General features: G+C 73.0%; 15 protein-coding genes. 12 read left to right on the top strand and 3 right to left on the bottom strand.

Annotated features, from left to right (window positions below; genetic code table 11):
* Nucleotides 1–381 precede the first annotated feature (381 nt).
* Nucleotides 382–1,248, top strand: a complete 867-nt coding sequence (locus tag OG286_RS08270) for a MarR family winged helix-turn-helix transcriptional regulator (RefSeq protein WP_396320089.1) — start codon at nucleotides 382–384, stop codon at nucleotides 1,246–1,248.
* A 259-nt stretch (nucleotides 1,249–1,507) separates the two neighbouring features.
* Here the strand turns inward: OG286_RS08270 and OG286_RS08265 are convergent, their stop codons facing one another.
* Entirely contained in the window at nucleotides 1,508–2,371 is an 864-nt protein-coding gene (locus tag OG286_RS08265; RefSeq protein WP_396320090.1) for an aldo/keto reductase, read from the bottom strand.
* A 392-nt stretch (nucleotides 2,372–2,763) separates the two neighbouring features.
* Between OG286_RS08265 and OG286_RS08260 the strand changes: the two genes are divergently transcribed.
* The 11 genes from OG286_RS08260 (at nucleotide 2,764) to OG286_RS08210 (ending at nucleotide 13,691) form a co-directional block, all read left to right on the top strand.
* Nucleotides 2,764–4,536, top strand: a complete 1,773-nt coding sequence (locus OG286_RS08260; RefSeq protein WP_396320091.1) for an ABC transporter transmembrane domain-containing protein — start codon at nucleotides 2,764–2,766, stop codon at nucleotides 4,534–4,536.
* A 151-nt stretch (nucleotides 4,537–4,687) separates the two neighbouring features.
* Complete coding sequence (locus OG286_RS08255) at nucleotides 4,688–6,460, top strand: ABC transporter ATP-binding protein (protein WP_396320092.1); 1,773 nt, start codon at nucleotides 4,688–4,690, stop codon at nucleotides 6,458–6,460.
* 116 nt (nucleotides 6,461–6,576) lie between these two features.
* Nucleotides 6,577–6,822, top strand: coding sequence for a LapA family protein (locus OG286_RS08250; protein WP_396320093.1), 246 nt, complete (start codon nucleotides 6,577–6,579; stop codon nucleotides 6,820–6,822).
* Nucleotides 6,823–6,857: 35 nt separating this feature from the next.
* Entirely contained in the window at nucleotides 6,858–7,607 is a 750-nt protein-coding gene (locus OG286_RS08245; protein ID WP_396320160.1) for an amino acid ABC transporter ATP-binding protein, read from the top strand.
* A gap of 9 nt (nucleotides 7,608–7,616) precedes the next feature.
* Nucleotides 7,617–8,504 (top strand): glutamate ABC transporter substrate-binding protein, encoded by an 888-nt coding sequence (locus OG286_RS08240; RefSeq protein WP_396320094.1) that lies wholly within the window; start codon nucleotides 7,617–7,619, stop codon nucleotides 8,502–8,504.
* Nucleotides 8,505–8,514: 10 nt separating this feature from the next.
* Nucleotides 8,515–9,159 carry an amino acid ABC transporter permease gene (locus tag OG286_RS08235; protein ID WP_396320095.1) on the top strand — a complete coding sequence of 215 codons (645 nt, stop codon included), beginning with the start codon at nucleotides 8,515–8,517 and terminating at the stop codon, nucleotides 9,157–9,159.
* The gene (locus OG286_RS08230) at nucleotides 9,156–10,025 is read left to right on the top strand and encodes an amino acid ABC transporter permease (protein ID WP_396320096.1); all 870 of its coding nucleotides are present in this window, start codon (nucleotides 9,156–9,158) and stop codon (nucleotides 10,023–10,025) included. The genes OG286_RS08235 and OG286_RS08230 overlap by 4 nt, the downstream gene beginning before the upstream one ends.
* Before the next feature lie 187 nt (nucleotides 10,026–10,212).
* Nucleotides 10,213–11,127, top strand: a complete 915-nt coding sequence (locus OG286_RS08225) for a LysR family transcriptional regulator (protein WP_405362515.1) — start codon at nucleotides 10,213–10,215, stop codon at nucleotides 11,125–11,127.
* Between the two features lie 147 nt (nucleotides 11,128–11,274).
* Nucleotides 11,275–11,841, top strand: a complete 567-nt coding sequence (locus OG286_RS08220) for a cysteine dioxygenase (protein ID WP_396320098.1) — start codon at nucleotides 11,275–11,277, stop codon at nucleotides 11,839–11,841.
* A gap of 13 nt (nucleotides 11,842–11,854) precedes the next feature.
* Entirely contained in the window at nucleotides 11,855–12,910 is a 1,056-nt protein-coding gene (locus tag OG286_RS08215) for a YeiH family protein (RefSeq protein WP_396320161.1), read from the top strand.
* Between the two features lie 70 nt (nucleotides 12,911–12,980).
* Nucleotides 12,981–13,691 (top strand): spermidine synthase, encoded by a 711-nt coding sequence (locus OG286_RS08210; protein ID WP_396320099.1) that lies wholly within the window; start codon nucleotides 12,981–12,983, stop codon nucleotides 13,689–13,691.
* Between the two features lie 42 nt (nucleotides 13,692–13,733).
* On the opposite strand, the gene OG286_RS08205 is transcribed toward OG286_RS08210, so the two are convergent.
* Entirely contained in the window at nucleotides 13,734–16,004 is a 2,271-nt protein-coding gene (locus tag OG286_RS08205; RefSeq protein ID WP_405364944.1) for a glycoside hydrolase family 18 chitinase, read from the bottom strand.
* A gap of 357 nt (nucleotides 16,005–16,361) precedes the next feature.
* Nucleotides 16,362–18,389, bottom strand: a complete 2,028-nt coding sequence (locus OG286_RS08200; protein ID WP_396320101.1) for a hypothetical protein — start codon at nucleotides 18,387–18,389, stop codon at nucleotides 16,362–16,364.
* Between the last annotated feature and the right edge of the window lie 85 nt (nucleotides 18,390–18,474).

Below are 18,474 nucleotides of genomic sequence, written 5' to 3'. Positions count from 1 at the left end.
GGGTGGGGGCTCGTCCCGGGGCGGACCGCCGGATGGCCATACCCTACCGGCGAGTAAGGTGCGCGGCCAGGGCGGAAGTCGCAGGTGACCGAGGGTAAGGACCGACCGGTCGGCTTTCTCCTGCGAACGGGTTACTGCCGGGTCGGCCGGCGCGTAAATATGCCAATGTTGCCGAACCTGCGTCTACTATCCGCCCCCGCCTGCCAGCGAGGGCCCGCCGTTTGTATAGTGTCCGCCAGCAGCCACCGGCTGCACGGCTGGAGCGCCCTCCCTCACAGCGGGACGCCCACTCGCCGTTACTGCCCCACCCGGGTGTCCCACACACACCGGGTGTGACATCGGGACGGATACATGGTGCTGGGGGAGATCCCGACGACCCGCGTGTCCGCGCGACTGCAGCAGTCGCCCGGTCACCTCATCCGCGTTGCACAGCAGGTTCACACCCGTCTGTGGTCCGAACACGTCGGAGCCGATCTCACGGCTCCGCAGTTCGCCGTACTGCTGGTCCTCGCCCTCGAACCGGGTGCTGACCAGCGGACGGTCGGCGAGCGCGCCTCGCTGGACAAGGCCACGATGGCCGAGATGGTCGCCCGGCTGGTCCGGCGTGGCCTGGTGCTGCGACGCCGCGACCCGGCCGACGGCCGGCGCAAACTGCTCGCTCTCTCGCAGAGTGGCGCCCAGGCGGTGCGCGAGGCCACCGGCGGTGTGGTCCGCGTGCAGCGCACACTCTTCGAGCCGCTCACGGCCGAGGAGCAGCTGGAAATCGTCCGTGTGATGGCCAAGATAGCCAGGCTGGAGCCCGCTGCGGTCGCCGTCCTCACCGACGCGCGGCCGATGCTGGACGCCCAGCGGGCGATCGGCTACCTGATCAGGGTGAGCCAGCAGGTGCACACCAAGCTCTGGTCGGAGCACGTCGGTTCGGAGCTGACGGCACCGCAGTACGCGGTGCTCGACGCGCTCGAGCTGGAGCCGGGCGCCGACCAGCGCACGGTCGGCGAGCTGGCCTCGCTGGACAAGGCCACGATGGCCGAGATGGTCAGCCGGCTGGTCCGGCGCGGCCTGGTCCAGCGCCGGCGCGACCCCTCGGACGGGCGGCGCAACCTGCTGTCGCTCTCGCCGGCGGGTCAGGACCTGCTGCACCGTTCGGCCGCGGGCGTCGCCCAGGTCCAGCGGCTGCTGCTGGCTCCGCTGGACGAGCACGAGCACGAGCCCGCGCTCGCGCTGATCGCCAAGGCGGGTCGGCTCTAGGCTTCGCGCTCCGAGCTTCCGCCAAAACGATTCGCCAACGCACTGAAGGCCGCCGACCCGGAAGGGGGAAGGCGGCCTTCAGGCTTGACTGCCGCTCGGTGCCTGACTGCCGCTCGGTGCTCGACTGCCGCTCGGTGCTTGACGACCCCTCGGCTCGACGGCGCCGTTCGACCCCGTCCGGCGCGACTCTGTTCAACGGCCCCGGAGTCGGCCGGAGCGTGCCCGACGGCGGTGCCGGACACGCTCCTGGGCGGGCACGTCAGTTCCAGTCGAACTCCTGAGGGTCCGGGCCGATCCGCTTGCCGGTGGCGATGCCGGCGATCGCGGCGAGGTCGGCCGCGTCCAGCTCGAAGCCGGTGACGTCCAGGTTCTCCTTGATCCGGGACGGGGTGACCGACTTCGGGATCGCGATGATGCCGCTCTGCAGGTGCCAGCGGAGCACCACCTGGGCGACCGTGCGCCCGTGCTTCTCGGCGATCTTCACCAGGGCCTGCTCGGAGAGCAGCTCTTTGCCCTGGCCCAGCGGGCTCCAGGCCTCCGTGGCGATGCCGTGCTCGGCGTGGAAGGCGCGCAGCTCGTCCTGCGGGAAGTACGGGTGCAGCTCGACCTGGTTCAGCACCGGCTTGACCGAGGCCTCGGCGAGCAGGCGGGTGAGCTGCTCGGTACCGAAGTTGGAGACGCCGACCGACTTCACCCGGCCGTCGGCGAGCAACTGCTCGAAGGCCTTCCAGACGTTGAGGTAGCTGCCGTGCATCGGGCGCGGCCAGTGGATCAGGTAGAGGTCCACGTAGTCGAGGCCGAGCTTGGCCAGCGAGGCGTCGAACTCGCGCAGCACCGCGTCCCGGCCCTGCTCGCCCGTCCAGTCGCGGGTGCCCGAGTTCCACAGCTTGGTGGTGATGTAGAGGTCCTCGCGGGCCACGCCGCCGGCGAGGGCCTCGGCGACGGCCTGGCCGGTGCCGGTCTCGTTCTCGTAGATGGCCGCGGTGTCGATCGAGCGGTAACCCGTCTGGATGGCGGTGCGGACGGCCGCCGTGGCCTCCGCGTCCGGGACCTGCCAGACGCCGAAGCCCAGCTGCGGGATCTGCGAGCCGTCGTTGAGGGTGACGGTGGGGATGCTGCTCACGGGACGGGGTGCCCTCCTGGTCGACCATCTGCTTCCAGTGGGGCAACCTGTGCGGTGTCCCGGTTTGTTCCCGGACCGGAAAAGAACTTTCTGACGCGGTGTACCAGCGCGTGCAGCAGGCCGCGGGCGGGTGACGCGGGGGTGGCAGGCGGGCCCGGGGCGGGGGTGGCAGGCGGGCCCGGGGCGGCTTCGGGGCGGCTGCGGTGGGGGGCGTGAGCGGGGCGTGCGCCGCCGAAAACCTGTTGCGTAGGTCACATTCGGGTTGGCAGGCTCCCTGTCATGACCTCCTGACCAGCCCGGCCGTGACCATACCGGCCGCACCTTGCCCCCTCGCATCCGCGCGCGACCCGCGCCCTCTGCGCCCCCGCCCGTACCACCCGCAACGGAGCGTCATGCCGCTCAAGACCTTGCCGCTGGCCGATCCCGGCGGCCCAGACCTCTCCTCCCCCCTCGCCTTCCTGCGCTGGCTCCAGCGCAGCCAGCGGCGCGGCCAGGTGCTCGCCACCTGCTGGGCGCTGCTCGAGATGGGCTGCCAGGCAGCCCTGCCGGTGCCGCTCGGCCTGGGCGTCCAGGCCGCCGTCGACGGTGACGCCGGCGGCATCTGGCGGGCCGGCGCCGCCGCGCTCGCCCTCGCCGCCGTGGCCGCGCTCGGCACCGTCCTGCTGCACCGCCAGGCGGTGTGGAACTGGATCCACGCCGCCACCCAGGTCCGCCAGCTGGTGGCCCGCCAGGCCTCGCACCTCGGCACCGGGCTGTCCCGGCGGATCGCCACCGGCGAGATCGTCGCGGTCGGCAGCGGCGACGTCGAGAAGATCGGCTGGTACGTCGAGCTGGTCGCCCGGGTCCGCGGCGCGGTGATCGTCTGGCTGGCCGTCAGCTCCGCGGTGCTGGTCACCGAGCCGGTGCTCGGCCTCGCCGTCCTGCTCGGCGTCCCGGTGCTGGCCGCCGCGGTCTGGCCGCTGCTCGGCCCGTTCGAGCGGCGCTACACCGAGCAGCGCACGCTCGGCGGCAAGGCCACCGAGCTGGCGGCCGACACCGTCGCCGGGCTCCGGGTGCTGCGCGGCATCGGGGGCGAGGAGCTGTTCCTCGCCCGCTACCGGGCGGCCTCCCAGAAGGTCCGCGCCGCCGCCGTCCGCTCGGCCCGGGTCTGGTCGCTGATGCAGGCCCAACAGGTGCTGCTGCCGGGCCTGTTCGTGGTCGGCGTCACCTGGTACGGCGCCCATCTGGCCGCCACCGGGCGGATCGGCATCGGCACCCTGATCGCCGTCTACGGCTCCACCGCGTTCCTGGCCGCGCCGCTGCGCATCCTCGGTGAGGCGGCACACGCATGGAGCGTCGCCCGGGTCTCCGCCGGGCGCGCCGTCCGGGTGCTCTCGCTCAGCCGGACCACCGGCACCCCGGACGCGGAGCTGACCAGGCCCGGGCAGTCCGACCTGTACGACCCGGCCTCCGGGCTCACCGCCCGGGCCGGCGAGCTGACGGCCGTGGTCTGCGGCGACCCGGACGTCGCCGGCGAGCTCGCCGAGCGGCTCGGCGGGCACGTGCCTCCGGCCGACGGGGATCAGCCGCAGCCGTCCGCGCGGCTCGGCGGCACCGAGCTGGACGCCGTCCCGCTGGCCGAGGCACGGGCGGCGGTGCTCGTCCACGACAAGGAGCCCGTGCTGCTCTCCGGTACCCTGACCGCCCTACTCGACATCCCCGCCTCGGGCCGGGTCACGCCCGCCGAGGCGCTGGCCGCCGCCCGTGCCGAGGACGTCCTGGACGCCCTGGTCGACGGCTCGCCCGACTGCGGAGGGGATGCCATGCGGGCCGGGATCACCGAGCGCGGCCGCTCGCTCTCCGGCGGCCAGCGCCAGCGGCTGGCGCTCGCCCGATCGCTGCTGGCCGATCCTCCGGTGCTCGTCCTGGACGAGCCCACCAGCGCGGTCGACGCGCACACCGAGTCCCGGATCGCGGCCGGGCTCCGCAAGAACCGCGAGGGGCGAACCACCGTGGTGTTCGCGACCAGCCCGCTGCTGCTCGACCGGGCGGACCGGGTGGTGCTGCTCCAGGGCGGCCGGGCCGTCGCCGCCGGTCGGCATCGTGAGCTGATGCAGACCGAGCCCGCCTACCGCGCCGTGGTCACCCGCGAGGAGGAGCCGGCCACGGTCGGGGAGAGCGTGTGAACGCCACCACCCCGCAGCCGACCCCGCTCTCGCACCTGAACCCGCACCCGACCCTGCCGCACCCGTCGCTGCCGCACCCGGCTCCGCGGCGGGCGGCACCGTCGGGGAGCGCCGCACCCGTCCGGCCACCAGACCAACCGAGGAGCACCGTATGAAGCCCCCCGTCCAACAGGAACAGGGGCCGGCCACCACCCTTCCGGTCGGTTCCCCGGCCGCCGTCCGCGCCTACCTGCGGCTGCTCGCCCGGCGGCACCGGGCCGGGTTCTCCTCGGTGGTGGCGCTGCACTCGGTGGCCACCGTCGCCGGGCTGGTCGGGCCGTGGGTGCTCGGCACCGTGGTCGAGTCGCTGGCCACCGGCACCGCCGAGTCGACCATCGCGGTCGCCGTCGGCTGGTACCTGCTGGCGCTGGTCGTACAGTCGGCCTTCACCTGGTGGTCGAGGCTGCGTGGCAGCATCCTCGGCGAGCGGGTCCTGGCCGACCTCCGGGAGGACTTCCTGGTCCGCTCGGTGACCCTGCCGACCGGGGTCCTGGAGCGGGCAGGCACGGGGGACTTGGTCTCCCGCGGCACCACCGACATCGACCGGCTGGACAAGTCGGTCCGCGAGGCGGTGCCCGAGCTGGCCGTGGCGGTGGTCTCGCTGCTGCTGGTCCTGGGCGCCCTGGTGGTCACCTCGCCGCTGCTCGCGCTCACCTCGCTGATCGGCCTGCCCCTGCTGCTGGCCACCTCGCGCTGGTACTTCCGGCGGGCCCCGCAGTCCTACCGGAACGAGTCGGCCGGGTACGCCGCGGTGAACACCGTGCTGGCCGAGACGGTCGACGCCGGGCGGACGGTCGAGGCGCTGCGCCTCGGCGACGAGCGGGTCCGGCTGACCGACCGCAAGCTCGGCGAGTGGCTCGCCTGGGAGCGGTACACCCTCTGGCTGCGTTCGGTCTGGTTCCCGACCATCGACGCGGTCTACACCCTGGCCGTGCTCGGCACGCTGGTGCTCGGCGGGCTGTTCACGCTGCGGGGCTGGATCACCGTCGGCCAGCTGACCGCCGGGGTGCTCTACGCCCAGGCGCTCACCGGCCCGGTCGACCTGATCCTGCGCTGGTACGACGAACTGCAGATCGGGCAGGCCTCGCTGGCGCGGCTGGTCGGGGTCCGTGAGGTGCCCGAGCAGGAGAGCGACGAGGAGGCCCGGCCGGACGGCCGCCGGGTCGAGGCGAAGGACGTCCGGTTCGGCTACCGCGAGGGCGCCGACGTCCTGCACGGCATCAGCCTGGCCGTCGCCCCGGGCAGCCGGGTCGCGCTGGTCGGGCCGTCCGGTGCGGGCAAGTCCACCCTGGGCCGGCTGCTGGCCGGGATCTACGCACCCGGCCGGGGCACCGTGACGCTCGGCGGGGCGGCGCTGGCGCGGATGCCGGCCGAGCGGGTCCGGGCCCAGGTCGCGCTGGTCAACCAGGAGCACCACGTCTTCGTCGGCACCCTGCGGGACAACCTCCGGCTGGCCGCGCCGGACGCCGACGACACCCAGCTGCGCGCCGCGCTGGACGCCGTGGACGCCGGCGAGTGGGTGGACGCGCTGGCGGAGGGCCTGGACACCGAGGTCGGTTCGGGCGGCGCCGCACTCACCCCGCCGCAGGCGCAACAGCTGGCCCTGGCCCGGCTGGTGCTGGCCGACCCGCACACCCTGGTGCTCGACGAGGCCACCTCGCTGCTGGACCCGCGGGCCGCCCGGCACCTGGAGCGTTCGCTCTCCCGGGTACTGGAGGGCCGGACGGTGATCGCCATCGCCCACCGGCTGCACACCGCGCACGACGCGGACGTGATCGCGGTGGTCGAGGGCGGGCGGATCAGCGAGTACGGGAGCCACCCGGAGCTGGTGGCGGCAGGCGGCCCGTACGCCGCCCTCTGGCGCTCCTGGCGGGACGAGCCCTAGCCGTGGCCGGCACCCGCTGACCGGCGCAAACCCGCACGGGGGCAGGCTTGCCCCGTGCGGGTTAACCCCGGGCGCGTGAGCCGACAAATCAACCGATCGGCCCGCAGACTGCGCGTGTGACCAAGATTTCAGACGGCTCGTCCGGCGCCAAGCGCAGTGAGATCGGTGGCATTCCCACCCGGTACATCGGGATCGGCGTCCTCGTCGTGCTCGCGGTGTGGTTCCTGTTCGCCAACCTCGACAAGGTCAGGATCCAGTTCTGGGTCTTCACCGTCACCGCGCCGCTCTGGATCGCCCTGCTGGCCACCCTGCTGGCGGGCGGGGCAGTGGGCTGGCTGATGAAGGGGCGGCGCGGAAAGTGACCGACGCCCGCGAGGCGGCTCCCGAACCCGCGCGCGTGGCGTCGTCCTTCACGCCGCTGATCGAGCTGCGCGGTGTGAACAAGCACTTCGGGGACCTGCACGTGCTGCAGGACATCGAGCTGACGGTCGGGCGCGGCGAGGTCGTCGTGGTGATCGGACCGTCCGGTTCGGGCAAGTCCACGCTCTGCCGGGCGATCAACCGCCTGGAGCCGATCGAGTCCGGCACCATCGCGATCGACGGCCGGCCGCTGCCCGAGGAGGGCAAGGCGCTGGCCCGGCTGCGCGCCGAGGTCGGGATGGTCTTCCAGTCCTTCAACCTCTTCGCGCACAAGACCGTGATGCAGAACGTCTCCCTGGCGCAGATCAAGGTCCGCGGCCGGCCCAGGGCGGAGGCCGACGCGAAGTCCCGGGCGCTGCTGGAGCGGGTCGGGCTGGTCGCGCACGCCGACAAGTACCCGGCCCAGCTCTCCGGCGGTCAGCAGCAACGGGTGGCGATCGCCCGCGCGCTCGCCATGGACCCGAAGGCGCTGCTCTTCGACGAGCCCACCTCCGCGCTCGACCCCGAGATGATCACCGAGGTGCTGGACGTCATGCGCCGGCTCGCACACGAGGGCATGACCATGGTGGTGGTCACCCACGAGATGGGGTTCGCCCGGGCCTCGGCCAACCGGGTGGTCTTCATGGCCGACGGACGGATCGTCGAGGACCGCGCCCCCGAGGACTTCTTCGGCGCCCCCGAGAGCGAGCGTGCCCGGGACTTCCTGTCGAAGATCCTGAAGCACTGAGGCCGCGCCGTGAAGAAGATCGTGACCCTCGCGGTCCTGGCCGTGCTGCTGGCCGGCTGCGGCAAGGCCGGCACTCCGCCGCCGAAGGGCCCGCAGCCCAGCGCGCTGCCCAGCTATCAGGTGGAGAGCGGTACCGGCATCACGGGCTCTCCCACCCTGGACGCCGCCCGCGGTCGTGGCCACCTGGTGGTCGGCGCCAAGGAGGACCAGCCCTACCTGGGGCAGAAGAACCCGGCGACCGGGCAGTACTCGGGCTTCGACATCGAGATCGCCAAGATGGTCGCCGCCGACCTCGGCTTCACCCCCGAGAAGATCGAGTTCAGGACGATCGCCTCCGCCAACCGTGAGACCGCGCTGCAGAACGGTCAGGTGGACTACTACGTCGGCACGTACACCATCAACGACAACCGGAAGAAGCTGGTCGGCTTCGCCGGCCCGTACTACCTGGCCGGCCAGTCGCTGTTGGTACGCAGGAACGACAACGCCATCCACGGCCCGCAGGACCTCAGCGGCAGGAAGGTCTGTTCGGCGGCCGGCTCGACCCCGTACCAGCGGATCCAGAAGGACTATCCGCAGGCCAGGCTGATCGGCTACGACAGCTACTCGGCCTGTGTGGACAACCTGATCACCTCCCAGGTGGCCGCGGTGACCACGGACAACACGATCCTGATGGGCTACGCGGCCAAGGTGCCCGACGAGCTCAAGGTGGTCGGACCGCTGTTCTCCCAGGAGCCGTACGGGATCGGGACGCCGAAGAACGACACCGTGCTGCGCGGCGCGCTGAACGACGCCCTGGCGCACCGCGAGGAGAACGGCGACTGGAAGAAGGCCTACGACGCCACCCTCGGCCTCTCCGGGGTCCCGGCACCCACCCCGCCGCCGATCGACCGGTACTGAGAGGGCTGCTGTGAAGACGCTGATCGACAACTGGTCGACCTACTGGCACGGGTTCCTGGGCACCCTCTCGCTGTTCGTCGTGAGCGCCGTGCTGGCGCTGGTGCTCGGTGTGCTGATCGCGAGCTTCCGGGTCTCGCCGGTGAAGCCGCTGCGGGTCTTCGGCGCCGCGTGGGTGACGCTGCTGCGCAACACCCCGCTGACGCTGCTGTTCTTCATCGTGGTGCTGGGCCTGCCGCGGTTCGACATCACCCTGCCGTTCTTCGTCTTCGCGGTTCTCGCGCTCGGCTGCTACACCTCGGCGTTCGTCTGCGAGGCGATGCGATCGGGCGTCAACACGGTGCCGACCGGCCAGGGTGAGGCGGCCCGCAGTCTGGGGATGACCTTCGGCCAGACGATGGGCATGGTGGTGCTGCCGCAGGCGTACCGGTCGGTGGTCGGGCCGATCGGCAGCGTGATGATCGCGCTGGCCAAGAACACCGCGATCGCCGGCGCGTTCAGCGTGACCGAACTGCTGGGCACCTACCGGACCATCAACGAGCTGGGGTACGGCATCGTCTGGACCTTCGTCTGGATCGCGGTCGGCTACCTGATCATCACCCTGGCCGTCAGCGCCGTCTTCAACCTGCTGGAACGACGTGTGGCGGTGGCGCGATGACGGCGGAATCCTCGGCGCTCTACGACATTCCCGGCCCGAGGGCGCTCGCCCGGCACCGGACGTACGGCCTGGTCGCGCTGCTGGCGATCGCCGCGCTGATCGGGTGGATCGTCTACATGCTGTTCCATACCCAGCAGTTCACCTACGAGAAGTGGATGGCCTTCGAGTACCAGGGCGTCCAGGACCTCCTGCTGCGCGGGCTGGCCAACACGCTGAAGGCCTTCGGCTGGACGGTGCTGTTCGCACTGCCGTTCGGCGCGCTGTTCGCGGCCGGGCGGCTCTCCGACCACCGGGTGGTGCGCCGGCTCTCCACGCTGGTGGTGGAGTTCTTCCGGGCCATGCCGCTGCTGGTGATGATCTTCTTCATCTTCGTCGCGCTCAAGGTGGAGCCGCTCTGGGCGCTGGTGGCCGGCCTGGTGCTGTACAACGGCTCGGTGCTGGCCGAGGTGTTCCGGGCCGGCGTGCTGGCGGTGCCCGCCGGGCAGCGCGAGGCGGCGTACGCGCTCGGCATGCGCAAGACCCAGGTGATGGCGTACGTCCTGGTGCCGCAGGCCAACCGGGCGATGCTGCCGGCCATCATCAGCCAGCTGGTGGTGGCGCTCAAGGACACCTCGCTGGGCTTCCTGATCACCTACGAGGAGTTCCTGCATGCGGGCAAGCTGGTCGCCACCAACCTGGACTACGACCTGCCGTTCATCCCGGTGGTGATGGTGATCGCGCCGATCTACATCGGCATGTGCCTGCTGCTCTCCTGGCTGGCCCGCTGGGTCGAGCGCCGCAGCAGGCGCAGCCCGAGCGTGCGCGGCGGGGCGCCGGTGGCCAAGGCCGAGGTGGTGATGGGGCTGCCGCCGTCCGTCCAGCGGTGAGCAGTAAGCAGTAAGCAGTAAGCAGCAAGGGTAGTGAGGAGTGGCGGCGGGCGCGGGCGCTCGACGGTGGGAGAGGCGGGGTGGGCGGTTCGTCCGTAAACCATAGGTACGCTCGGGGTAATGTCAGCGGCCTCCAAAGTCTGCTTATGATTGCCGGACAGCACGGGCGCGGGCGGGCGGAGGGGCAGTGGAGCCGGTATTCGACTCACGGCACATCAGGACCTTCCACGAGGTCGTCCGGGCGGGCTCCTACTCGGCGGCCGCCCGCGAACTCGGCTATACCCAGCCCGCCATCACCCAGCAGATGAAGGCGCTGGAGCGCTCCGTCGGGGTGCCGCTGTTCACCCGGGCCGGGCGCGGTCTGCGGCTCACGGAGGCTGGCGAGGCGCTCTCCCGGCACGCCGAGCTGATCCTCGGCAGTCTCTCCGCCGCCCAGCAGCAACTCGCCGCGCTCGCCCGGCTGCGGGCCGGCCGCGTCCGGGTCTGCGCCTTCCCCAGCGCCAACGCCACCCTGATACCCGAGGCGATGGCGCGGCTGCTCGCCGAGCACCCCGGTGTCCGGGTCGAACTGCTGGAGGCCGAGCCGCCGGACTCCGTGCAGCGCCTGCTGCGCGGTGAGTGCGACATCGCGCTGGCCTTCCGCTACCCGGGCGCGACCACCGAGGTGCCGGACGGGGTGGACGAGATTCCGCTGATGGAGGACCTCCTCACCGTCCTGCTGCCGGTCGGCCACCCGCTGGGCCGCAGGCACGCCGTCCGGCTGGTGGACCTGGACGGCGAGCGCTGGATCGCCGGCTGCCCGCGCTGCCGGGCCAACCTGCTGCACGTCTGCGCGGAGGAGGGCTTCGCCCCCGACATCGTCTTCTCCACCGACGACAACCTCGCCGTGCAGAGCCTGGTCGCCGCCGGGGTCGGGATCGCGCTGATGCCCGCGCTGGTGCTCTCCTTCATGTGCCACCGCAAGGTCACCGGGCGCGCCGTCGAGCCGCACCTGCGCCGGCAGGTCTGCGCGTACGTGCTGCGCGAGCACCGCCGGATTCCGGCCACGGCGCTGGTGCTGGACCACCTGCGGTCGGCGGCCGCGGCGCGGGTGGGCTGCTGAGCGGCGGGCTGTGGGCAGGCTACGGGACACGGCTACGGGACGGCTGCCGGGCGGCTGCTGAGCCGCACTGATCGATAAGCTCGCGTTGGGGTAGAGCTAACAAACCCTCGTTGGACGTGATAGGTCGCCCGGCCCGAACCTGCTGTCATGACACCCTCCGCCACGGTCGGCAGCGACCGGCTCACCGAGCGTATGACGGCCCTGGTCGGCGAGATCCGCGCGGTCGTGGACCGCGGCCTGCCACCCGAACTCACCGCCTACCTGGTCGGCGAACGCCTCGCCCCGCACCTGGGCGACGACGACCTGCTCACCGACGCCCAGCGCGAGGGCGACCCGGACCACTACCGCCAGCACGTCCTGCACGCCGAGAGCGACGGCAGCTTCTCGGTCGTCGCCCTGGTCTGGCTGCCCGGCCAGCAGACCCCGATCCACGACCACGTCTCCTGGTGCGTGGCCGGGGTCCATCGCGGCCAGGAGAGCGAGACCCGCTACCGGCTGGTCTCCGACGGGCGCACCGCGCACCTGGTCGAGACCGAGCACGTGGTCGGGCCGGCCGGCACCGTCGCCGCCTTCGCCCCGCCCGGCGACATCCACCTGGTCCGCAACGCCTGTACGTCCACCGCCATCTCGATCCACGTCTACGGCGCCGACGTCGCCCGGCTGGGTACCAGCATCCGGCGCGTCTACCGGCTCCCCGCCGACGAGCAGCGGTGATCGCGCCGTGGCACTGACCGTCCGGGAGCGGCGCGTCCGCACCCGCCTGCTGCCCCCGCTCGGCGGGGACGCCCCCGGCCTGCTGCTCGCCGCCCTCGGCGTGGCCGCCGCGCTCGGCGTCCACCAGGCCGTCCCCGCCGTGCCCAAGCTCACCGCCGCCGTGGTGCTCGGCATCGCCGCCGCCCACCTGCCCGGGCTGCGGCCGGTGGTCCGCGGCGTCGCCCGGCCCGGCCTCTCCACCGCCGGGCGGCGGCTGATGCGGCTCGGCATCGTGCTGCTCGGCCTCAAGCTCAGCCTGGACGACGTGCTCGGGCTCGGCTGGGCCACCGTCGCGATGGTGCTCGCCGTGGTCGCGGCCACCTTCGCCGGCACCTGGTGGCTGGGGCGCCGGCTCGGCCTGCCCGGCGACCAGCCGCTGCTGGTCGCCACCGGGTACTCGATCTGCGGGGCCTCAGCGATCGGCGCGGTCAGCCAGGCCGCCGGCAGCGAGGAGGAGGACGTCGCCGCCTCCGTCGCCCTCGTCACCCTCTGCGGGACCCTCGCGATCGCCGTCCTCCCGCTGCTCCAGCAGCCGCTCGGGCTCGGCGAGGCCGAGTTCGGGCGCTGGGTCGGCGCCAGCGTGCACGACGTCGGGCAGGTGGTCGCCACCGCGCAGACCGGCGGGGCGGGGGCGCTGCGCGAGGCGGTGCTGGTCAAGCTGATGCGGGTGGTGCTGCTGGCGCCGCTGGTCGCCGGGGTCGCCGTCGCGGTGCGGCGGGCGCGCAAGGGCCCGGAGGGTACGGAGGGCACGGCCGCGGCCGCCGGCAAGCGGCCGCCGATCGTTCCGTTGTTCGTGGCCGGGTTCCTGGTGATGATCGCGCTGCGCTCCACCGGGGTGCTGCCCGACCGGGCGCTCACACTCGCCGGGGACGCCCAGGAGCTGCTGCTGGCGGCCGCCCTGTTCGGCCTCGGCAGCGCCGTGCACCTGCCCACCCTGATGCGCACGGGCGGGCGGATCGCGCTGCTCGGCCTCGGTTCCTGGGTGATGGTGGCGGGGGTCAGCTACGCGGGGGTGCTGCTCACGACATGACCGGACCGCGGCCGGCCTCCGCTATTGTCGGGCGGGTAGTCCGCACACCCGAGTACGCAGAGGAATCCGGATGGCCACCGCACTGCCCGCACGGGACGGCAACGACGCCGTCGTCACGCTCGACCGGCGGGAGGGCCCGTTCGGCGAGGTGGTGTTGCGGCAGCGCGGCCGGCACTTCGAGATCATCGCCAACGGCTGCTTCCTGATGGACACCGCCGACGGGCGCTCCGAGCGGCTGCTGATCCAGGCGGCGCTGGACGAGCTGGGCCGGACTGGCGTGGTGGTCGAGCGGCCGTCGGTGCTGATCGGCGGGCTCGGCGTCGGCTTCTCGCTGGCGTACGCGGTGGCCGAGCGGCGGTGGGGGCGGATCGCGATCGTCGAGCGCGAGAACGCGATCATCGACTGGCACCGGACCGGCCCGCTGGCCGCCTTCTCGGCGGGCGCGCTGGAGGACGATCGGGTGGCGGTGCTCCACACCGACCTGCTGGAGTACCTGGCGGGGGCGGACGGCGAGCGCTACGACGCGCTCTGCCTCGACATCGACAACGGCCCGGACTGGACGGTCACCGACTCCAACGCCGGGCTGTACGGCGCGGACGGGCTCGCGGTGCTCCGGCACCGGCTGCAGGTGGGCGGGGTGCTGGCGGTCTGGAGCGCGCAGCCCTCCCCGGCCTTCGAGCAGGCGCTGCGCGCGGCGGGCTTCTCGGACGTGGTGACCTACGAGATCCCGGTCGCCCGGGGTGTGCCGGACGTGGTGCACCTGGCCCGCCGCGACGACTGAGCGGGCGACGGGCCAGGCACCGTTTCCGGCCGAACCGGCGCGCTACTTCAGGCCGTTGTCCACCGCGGCCATCAGCTCGCCGTTGCCGGTGTCACCGTCGAAGGCCCAGACCATCGCGCCGGCAAGCCCCTGGGACTTGATCCAGGCGGTCTTCCGGGCGATCTCGGTCGGGTCGTCGTAGGTGTAGAACACCGAGCCGTTGTAGAGGTAGGCGAAGCCGGCCACCGGATCGCGGTAGAGGGTGTAACCGCCGCTCGTGGCAAGGTCCTTGAGCTTGTGGTAGTCCTCGAACCCGGCCTCGTAGCTGCCCGGCGCGGGGCCGGTCGCGCTCTGGAAGAGGCCGTTGGTGGTGCCGCGCGGCACACCCGTCCAGCCGCGTCCGTAGAACGGGATGCCCAGGGTGAGCTTGCTCTTGGGGGCGCCGCCGTTGACGTAGGCGTTGATCGCGATCTCCGAGCTGAACTGCCGGTCCGGGGTGGAGGGGTCGCCGGCGGCGAGCTTGAGCGCGGACTGCTGGTTGGTGCTCATCTCCCAGCCGCCGTGGTAGTCGTAGCCCTGTACGGTGGCGAAGTCGAAGGCGCCGAAGAGGCCGGGGACGTCGACCCCCGCGGTGATCTTCGCCGGGTCGGCCGGGAGGAAGGCGCTCAGCGTGTAGTGCTTGCCGGTGGTGGCACCGAGCGCGTCCAGCTGACGGCGGAACTCCTGGGCCAGAAGCGTGTAGTTGGCCTTGTCGGTGGGCCGGAAGATGTTCCCGTCGTGCCCGCCGGAGGCCGGCCACTCCCAGTCGAGGTCGATGCCGTCGAAGATGTTGGCCGCGCTGCCCGCGCCGCCGCGGCCGTCGATGACCGGCAGGTTGCCCTTGATGTACATGTCGATGCAGGAGCCGACCAGCGCCTTGCGGGAGGCGTCGGTGGCGGCCGCGTCGGAGAACCACTTGCTGTACGACCAACCGCCCAGCGAGATCTGGATCTTGAGGTTTGGGTACTTGGCCTTGAGCTGCTTCAGCTGGTTGAAGTTGCCGGCCAGCGGCTGGTCCCAGGTGTCGGTGGTGCCGGCAACCGAGCTGCCGGCGTCCCAGTCCCTGCCGAAGTCGGCCCAGGCGTCACCGGCGCCGTCGCCCGCGTTCGGGTCGTTGTCCGGACCGGCCGCCTTGTTGGTGATGAAGCACTGCTTGGTGGTCGGGTGGATGTTGGCGAAGGCGTAGTTGAGCGTGGTGAGCCGGCCCGCCGAGCCGGAGGTGTCGAGCTTCTTCACGCTGTAACCGCGGGCGTAGATGCTCCACTGCGTGAAGTAGCCGATCTTCAGCGCGCCGGGGTTGGTGCCGCCGGGCTTGGTCTTGCCGGTCGCCGGGGCCGAGGCGGGGGAGACGTTGCCGGCCGCGTCGCGGGCCTTCACGGTGAAGGTGTACGAGGTGTCCGGCGCCAGGTTGCCGACGGTGGCGGACGGCGTGGTGACGGTCGCGGCGAGGGCGGTGCCGTTGTAGACGTCGTAGGCGGTGACGCCGACGTTGTCGGTGCTGGCCGCCCAGGTCAGCGAGATGCTGTTGGCATCCGACCCGGTGACGCCCGGGGTGCCGGGGGCGGTCGGCGCCTGCTTGTCCGGGTCGACGGGCGGCTTGGTGGTGACGCTGACCGGGCCCGCGGCTGCCGAGTGGTTGCCCGCGGCGTCGAAGGCCTGGACGGTGAACTGGTAGGCGGTGCCGGCGGTGAGGCCCTGGACGGTGAGCGCGGTGGTGCCGCCGTCGGTGGTGGCGACCTTGGTGGCGCCCTGGAACACGTCGTAGCCGGTGACCCCGACGTTGTCGGTGCTCGCCGTCCAGGACAGGTCGACGGTCGTCTGGGTGGCGTTGCCGGCCGTGAGACCGCCCGGAACGGTCGGCGCGGTCTGGTCCCCCCCGGTGCCGTCGCACGGCCGGCCGTTCAGCTTGCAGTTGAGCAGCGGCTTGTAGCTGCCGGAATAGGCGATGTTGAAGCCGAAGTTGTACGAGCCTCCGGGCGGCAGGGTGGCGGCCCAGCTCGGGTTCTTGACCGTGACGTGCGAACTCGCGGTGGTGTAGCTCGCGTTCCAGAGCGAGGCGACCGTGTTGCCCGACGGCAGGTCGAACTCCAGCGTCCACCCGTTGACCGCGGTGCTGGAGCCGTTGGAGATGGTGTACCCGCCCTCGTAGCCACTGCCCCAGTCGCTGCCCTTGGTGAAGGTCGCGGTGGCGGACCCGCCGGCGTGGGCGGCGGTGCTGGGGAGGGAGACGGCGAGCAGCGGGACGAGCAGTGTCCCGGCCGCCAGCAGGGGCAGCTTGATCCGACGTCTGCGCATGGATGTGGCTCCTGTCCCGGGGCCTCCGGGCATGCCGGGTCGCCCCGTTACCTGTGGGGAGGTGTCAGGTGCGTGGAGCAGCGTGCGGGCGCTCCGGCCGTGGGGCGGCGCGGAGCGGGAGACCTCGGGCCGTCGGGGTGCCGCGGAGGATCCTGTGTTCCCCGAGGGTAGGGAGCCGGCCGGCAACTGGCAATAGGTCTGTACCAGTTGGCGGGCGTGGGCACGACCGCGCGGGTGCGGGAGCGCGGTCGACCGGGGGGTGCGGCCGGCGGCGGCTGATCGCGCGTTCGATCGGGACGAGGGTGGAAGCGCACGGAGGGCCGCCCACGCGGGGCGGCTCTCCGTGCGCGGCAGGCCTCAGCCGAAGGGGCTGTTCTCCGGGGCGACGGCCGGCGGGGCCTCGGCGGCGTCCGTCGTGGTCGTCCCGGACAGCGACGGGCTGAAGGCGAAGGGGTTGAAGTCCGGCGGCGGGATCGTCACCGGCGTGCCCTTCGGCTTGCCGTCGTCCTCCTGCGACCCGTCGGTCGGCACGGCGACCGTGGTCGCGGTCGTGCTCGGCGCGGGGACGGCCGGCGGGGTCGAGGGCGGCGGCGGGACCGCCGCGGCCTGCGGGAGGGTGGTGCCGAACGGGTCCTTCGGCTGGTCGGCCGTCACCGTGCCGAACGGGTCGGTGACGGGGGCGGCGGCCGGCGCGGCCGCGGGGGCGTCCGTCGTGGTCGTCCCGGACAGCGACGGGCTGAAGGCGAAGGGGTTGAAGTCCGGCGGCGGGATCGTCACCGGGGTGCCCTTGGGACGGTCGTCCTCCTCGGCGCCCGGCACGGCGGTGTCGGTGAGCGTCGGGGGCAGCACGCCGAACGGGTCGAAGTCCGGTGGCGGGACCGCCACCGGGGTGCCCGTGGGCGTGCGGCCCGGATCGTCGGCGGGGTTGTCGGCCGGTCCGTCGTCCGGGATCAGGATCGGCTGGGCCGGCGTCGGGTCGGCCACCCGGGCGAAAGGGTTGAAGTCGGCCGGGGGGACGCGTACCGGGGTACCGCGCAGGTGCACCGGCAGTGGCGTCGCGTCGGCCGGGGCGGGCTCGGTGAAGACCGTCGGCAGCGGCGGGAGGTCCGCGGAGGCCTCATCAGCCGGGACGCCGCGGGCCGGGGTCGGGGTGAGCACCGGGGCGGCGGTCTGCACGGGGGGAGCCGGGACGGCCGGGGCGGTGAGCTTCCCGGCGACGCCGTCCCAGCCGAACTGCACGCTCGTCAGCAGCTCGGCGAAGACCTCGGTGTACAGCTCCCAGTCCTGCTGCTGGCCGGTGGTGAGCTGGACGCAGAGCACCGAGACGCCGTCCGGCAGCGGGACGAACGCCTCCACCACCGCGGTGACCGTCCAGCGCCGTCGGCCGTCGGCGGCCAGCGGGCCGGGCACCGGGACGCTGCGGCCCTCGACCAGGACGGCGGCCGGGCCGGCCGGCAGCAGCACCGTCCAGACCTCGGCGTGCCGGCGGACGGTGGCCAGCTCGGTCGCGAGCCCGGTGATCGGCAGCGGGTGCTGGGCGAGCGAGACCACCAGGGTGGCGTCGCTGGGGCGGCCGTCCGTCTCGACGGCGCAGACGCCCGCGTAGACGGTGCCCGAGGCGGTGAAGGCGTCCGCCAGGGAGGCGGCGACCACCGCGAAGTCGCGGCGAGGCTCCGGGCCGGTGCCGCTGAACAGCTCCTCGGCGACCTCGGCCAGATGGGCGGTCAGCTCGGCAGCCGCCGCAGCGGTGGCCGGGTCGACGCCCTGGACGGTGACCGCGCCGCCGGCGGCCGGGCCGGCGGGCACCGTGCGGGCCGAGACACCGGGCGGGCCGCCGGGGGAGGTCAGCGGGTGGAAGCCGGGCGGCACGACGAGGCGGACCTCGGCGCCGGCGCCGGTGGCCAGCTCGACCGGCTGCCGGGTCTGCTGCCCGGAGGCGAGGGCGGCCAGCGCGGCGGCGAAGGGCGGGCGGAGCTTGGGGTCGGCGGCCTCGCCGGCCACCGGCAGCTCGAACAGCGCGGCCGAGAGGGTGCCCCGGTCGGCCACCGCACCGCGCACCGCGCCGCCGCCGTACCGGGCGTGCAGCGCATCGGCGGCCAGTGCGGCCACCTGGGCGCCGGTGCCGGGGCGGGCCGTCCCGGCGGTGACGACGGTGCCCAGCCGGTCGACCGCGTCGTACACCGGGCCGTTGGGGGCGAGCCGCAGGTTGAACAGCGTCTCCGCCGCAGGGTGCGTGCCGCTGCGCAGCGCGGTGAGCGAGGCCGCCGGGTGGCGCGAGGCCTGCGGTGCGAAGAGGGCGTCGGTGAGCGCGCCGAGTGTCGCGGAAACCTGCTCCGCGGCGGCGAAGGGGTTGGCTTCCGTAGTGAACTGGCCGTCCTGGGTCAACTGATGAGCCCCCGCTCTGCTCCGTCTGCGTTCGGTGGTCCGGGCGCGCCGGTGACCGGCGTGCCGTCAGATCCGTGGACATTCC

The sequence above is a fragment of the Kitasatospora sp. NBC_00039 genome, from assembly GCF_045160625.1.
Lineage (GTDB): Bacteria > Actinomycetota > Actinomycetes > Streptomycetales > Streptomycetaceae > Kitasatospora.
This window is presented reverse-complemented; position numbering and strand designations above follow the sequence as displayed.

Bases quoted from the DNA above. Each gene is read 5' to 3' on its own strand.
- OG286_RS08205 (WP_405364944.1), bottom strand. From the start codon at position 16,004: ATGCGCAGACGTCGGATCAAGCTGCCCCTGCTGGCGGCCGGGACACTG.
- OG286_RS08210 (WP_396320099.1), top strand. From the start codon at position 12,981: ATGGCCACCGCACTGCCCGCACGGGACGGCAACGACGCCGTCGTCACG.
- OG286_RS08255 (WP_396320092.1), top strand. From the start codon at position 4,688: ATGAAGCCCCCCGTCCAACAGGAACAGGGGCCGGCCACCACCCTTCCG.
- OG286_RS08260 (WP_396320091.1), top strand. From the start codon at position 2,764: ATGCCGCTCAAGACCTTGCCGCTGGCCGATCCCGGCGGCCCAGACCTC.
- OG286_RS08220 (WP_396320098.1), top strand. From the start codon at position 11,275: ATGACACCCTCCGCCACGGTCGGCAGCGACCGGCTCACCGAGCGTATG.
- OG286_RS08230 (WP_396320096.1), top strand. From the start codon at position 9,156: ATGACGGCGGAATCCTCGGCGCTCTACGACATTCCCGGCCCGAGGGCG.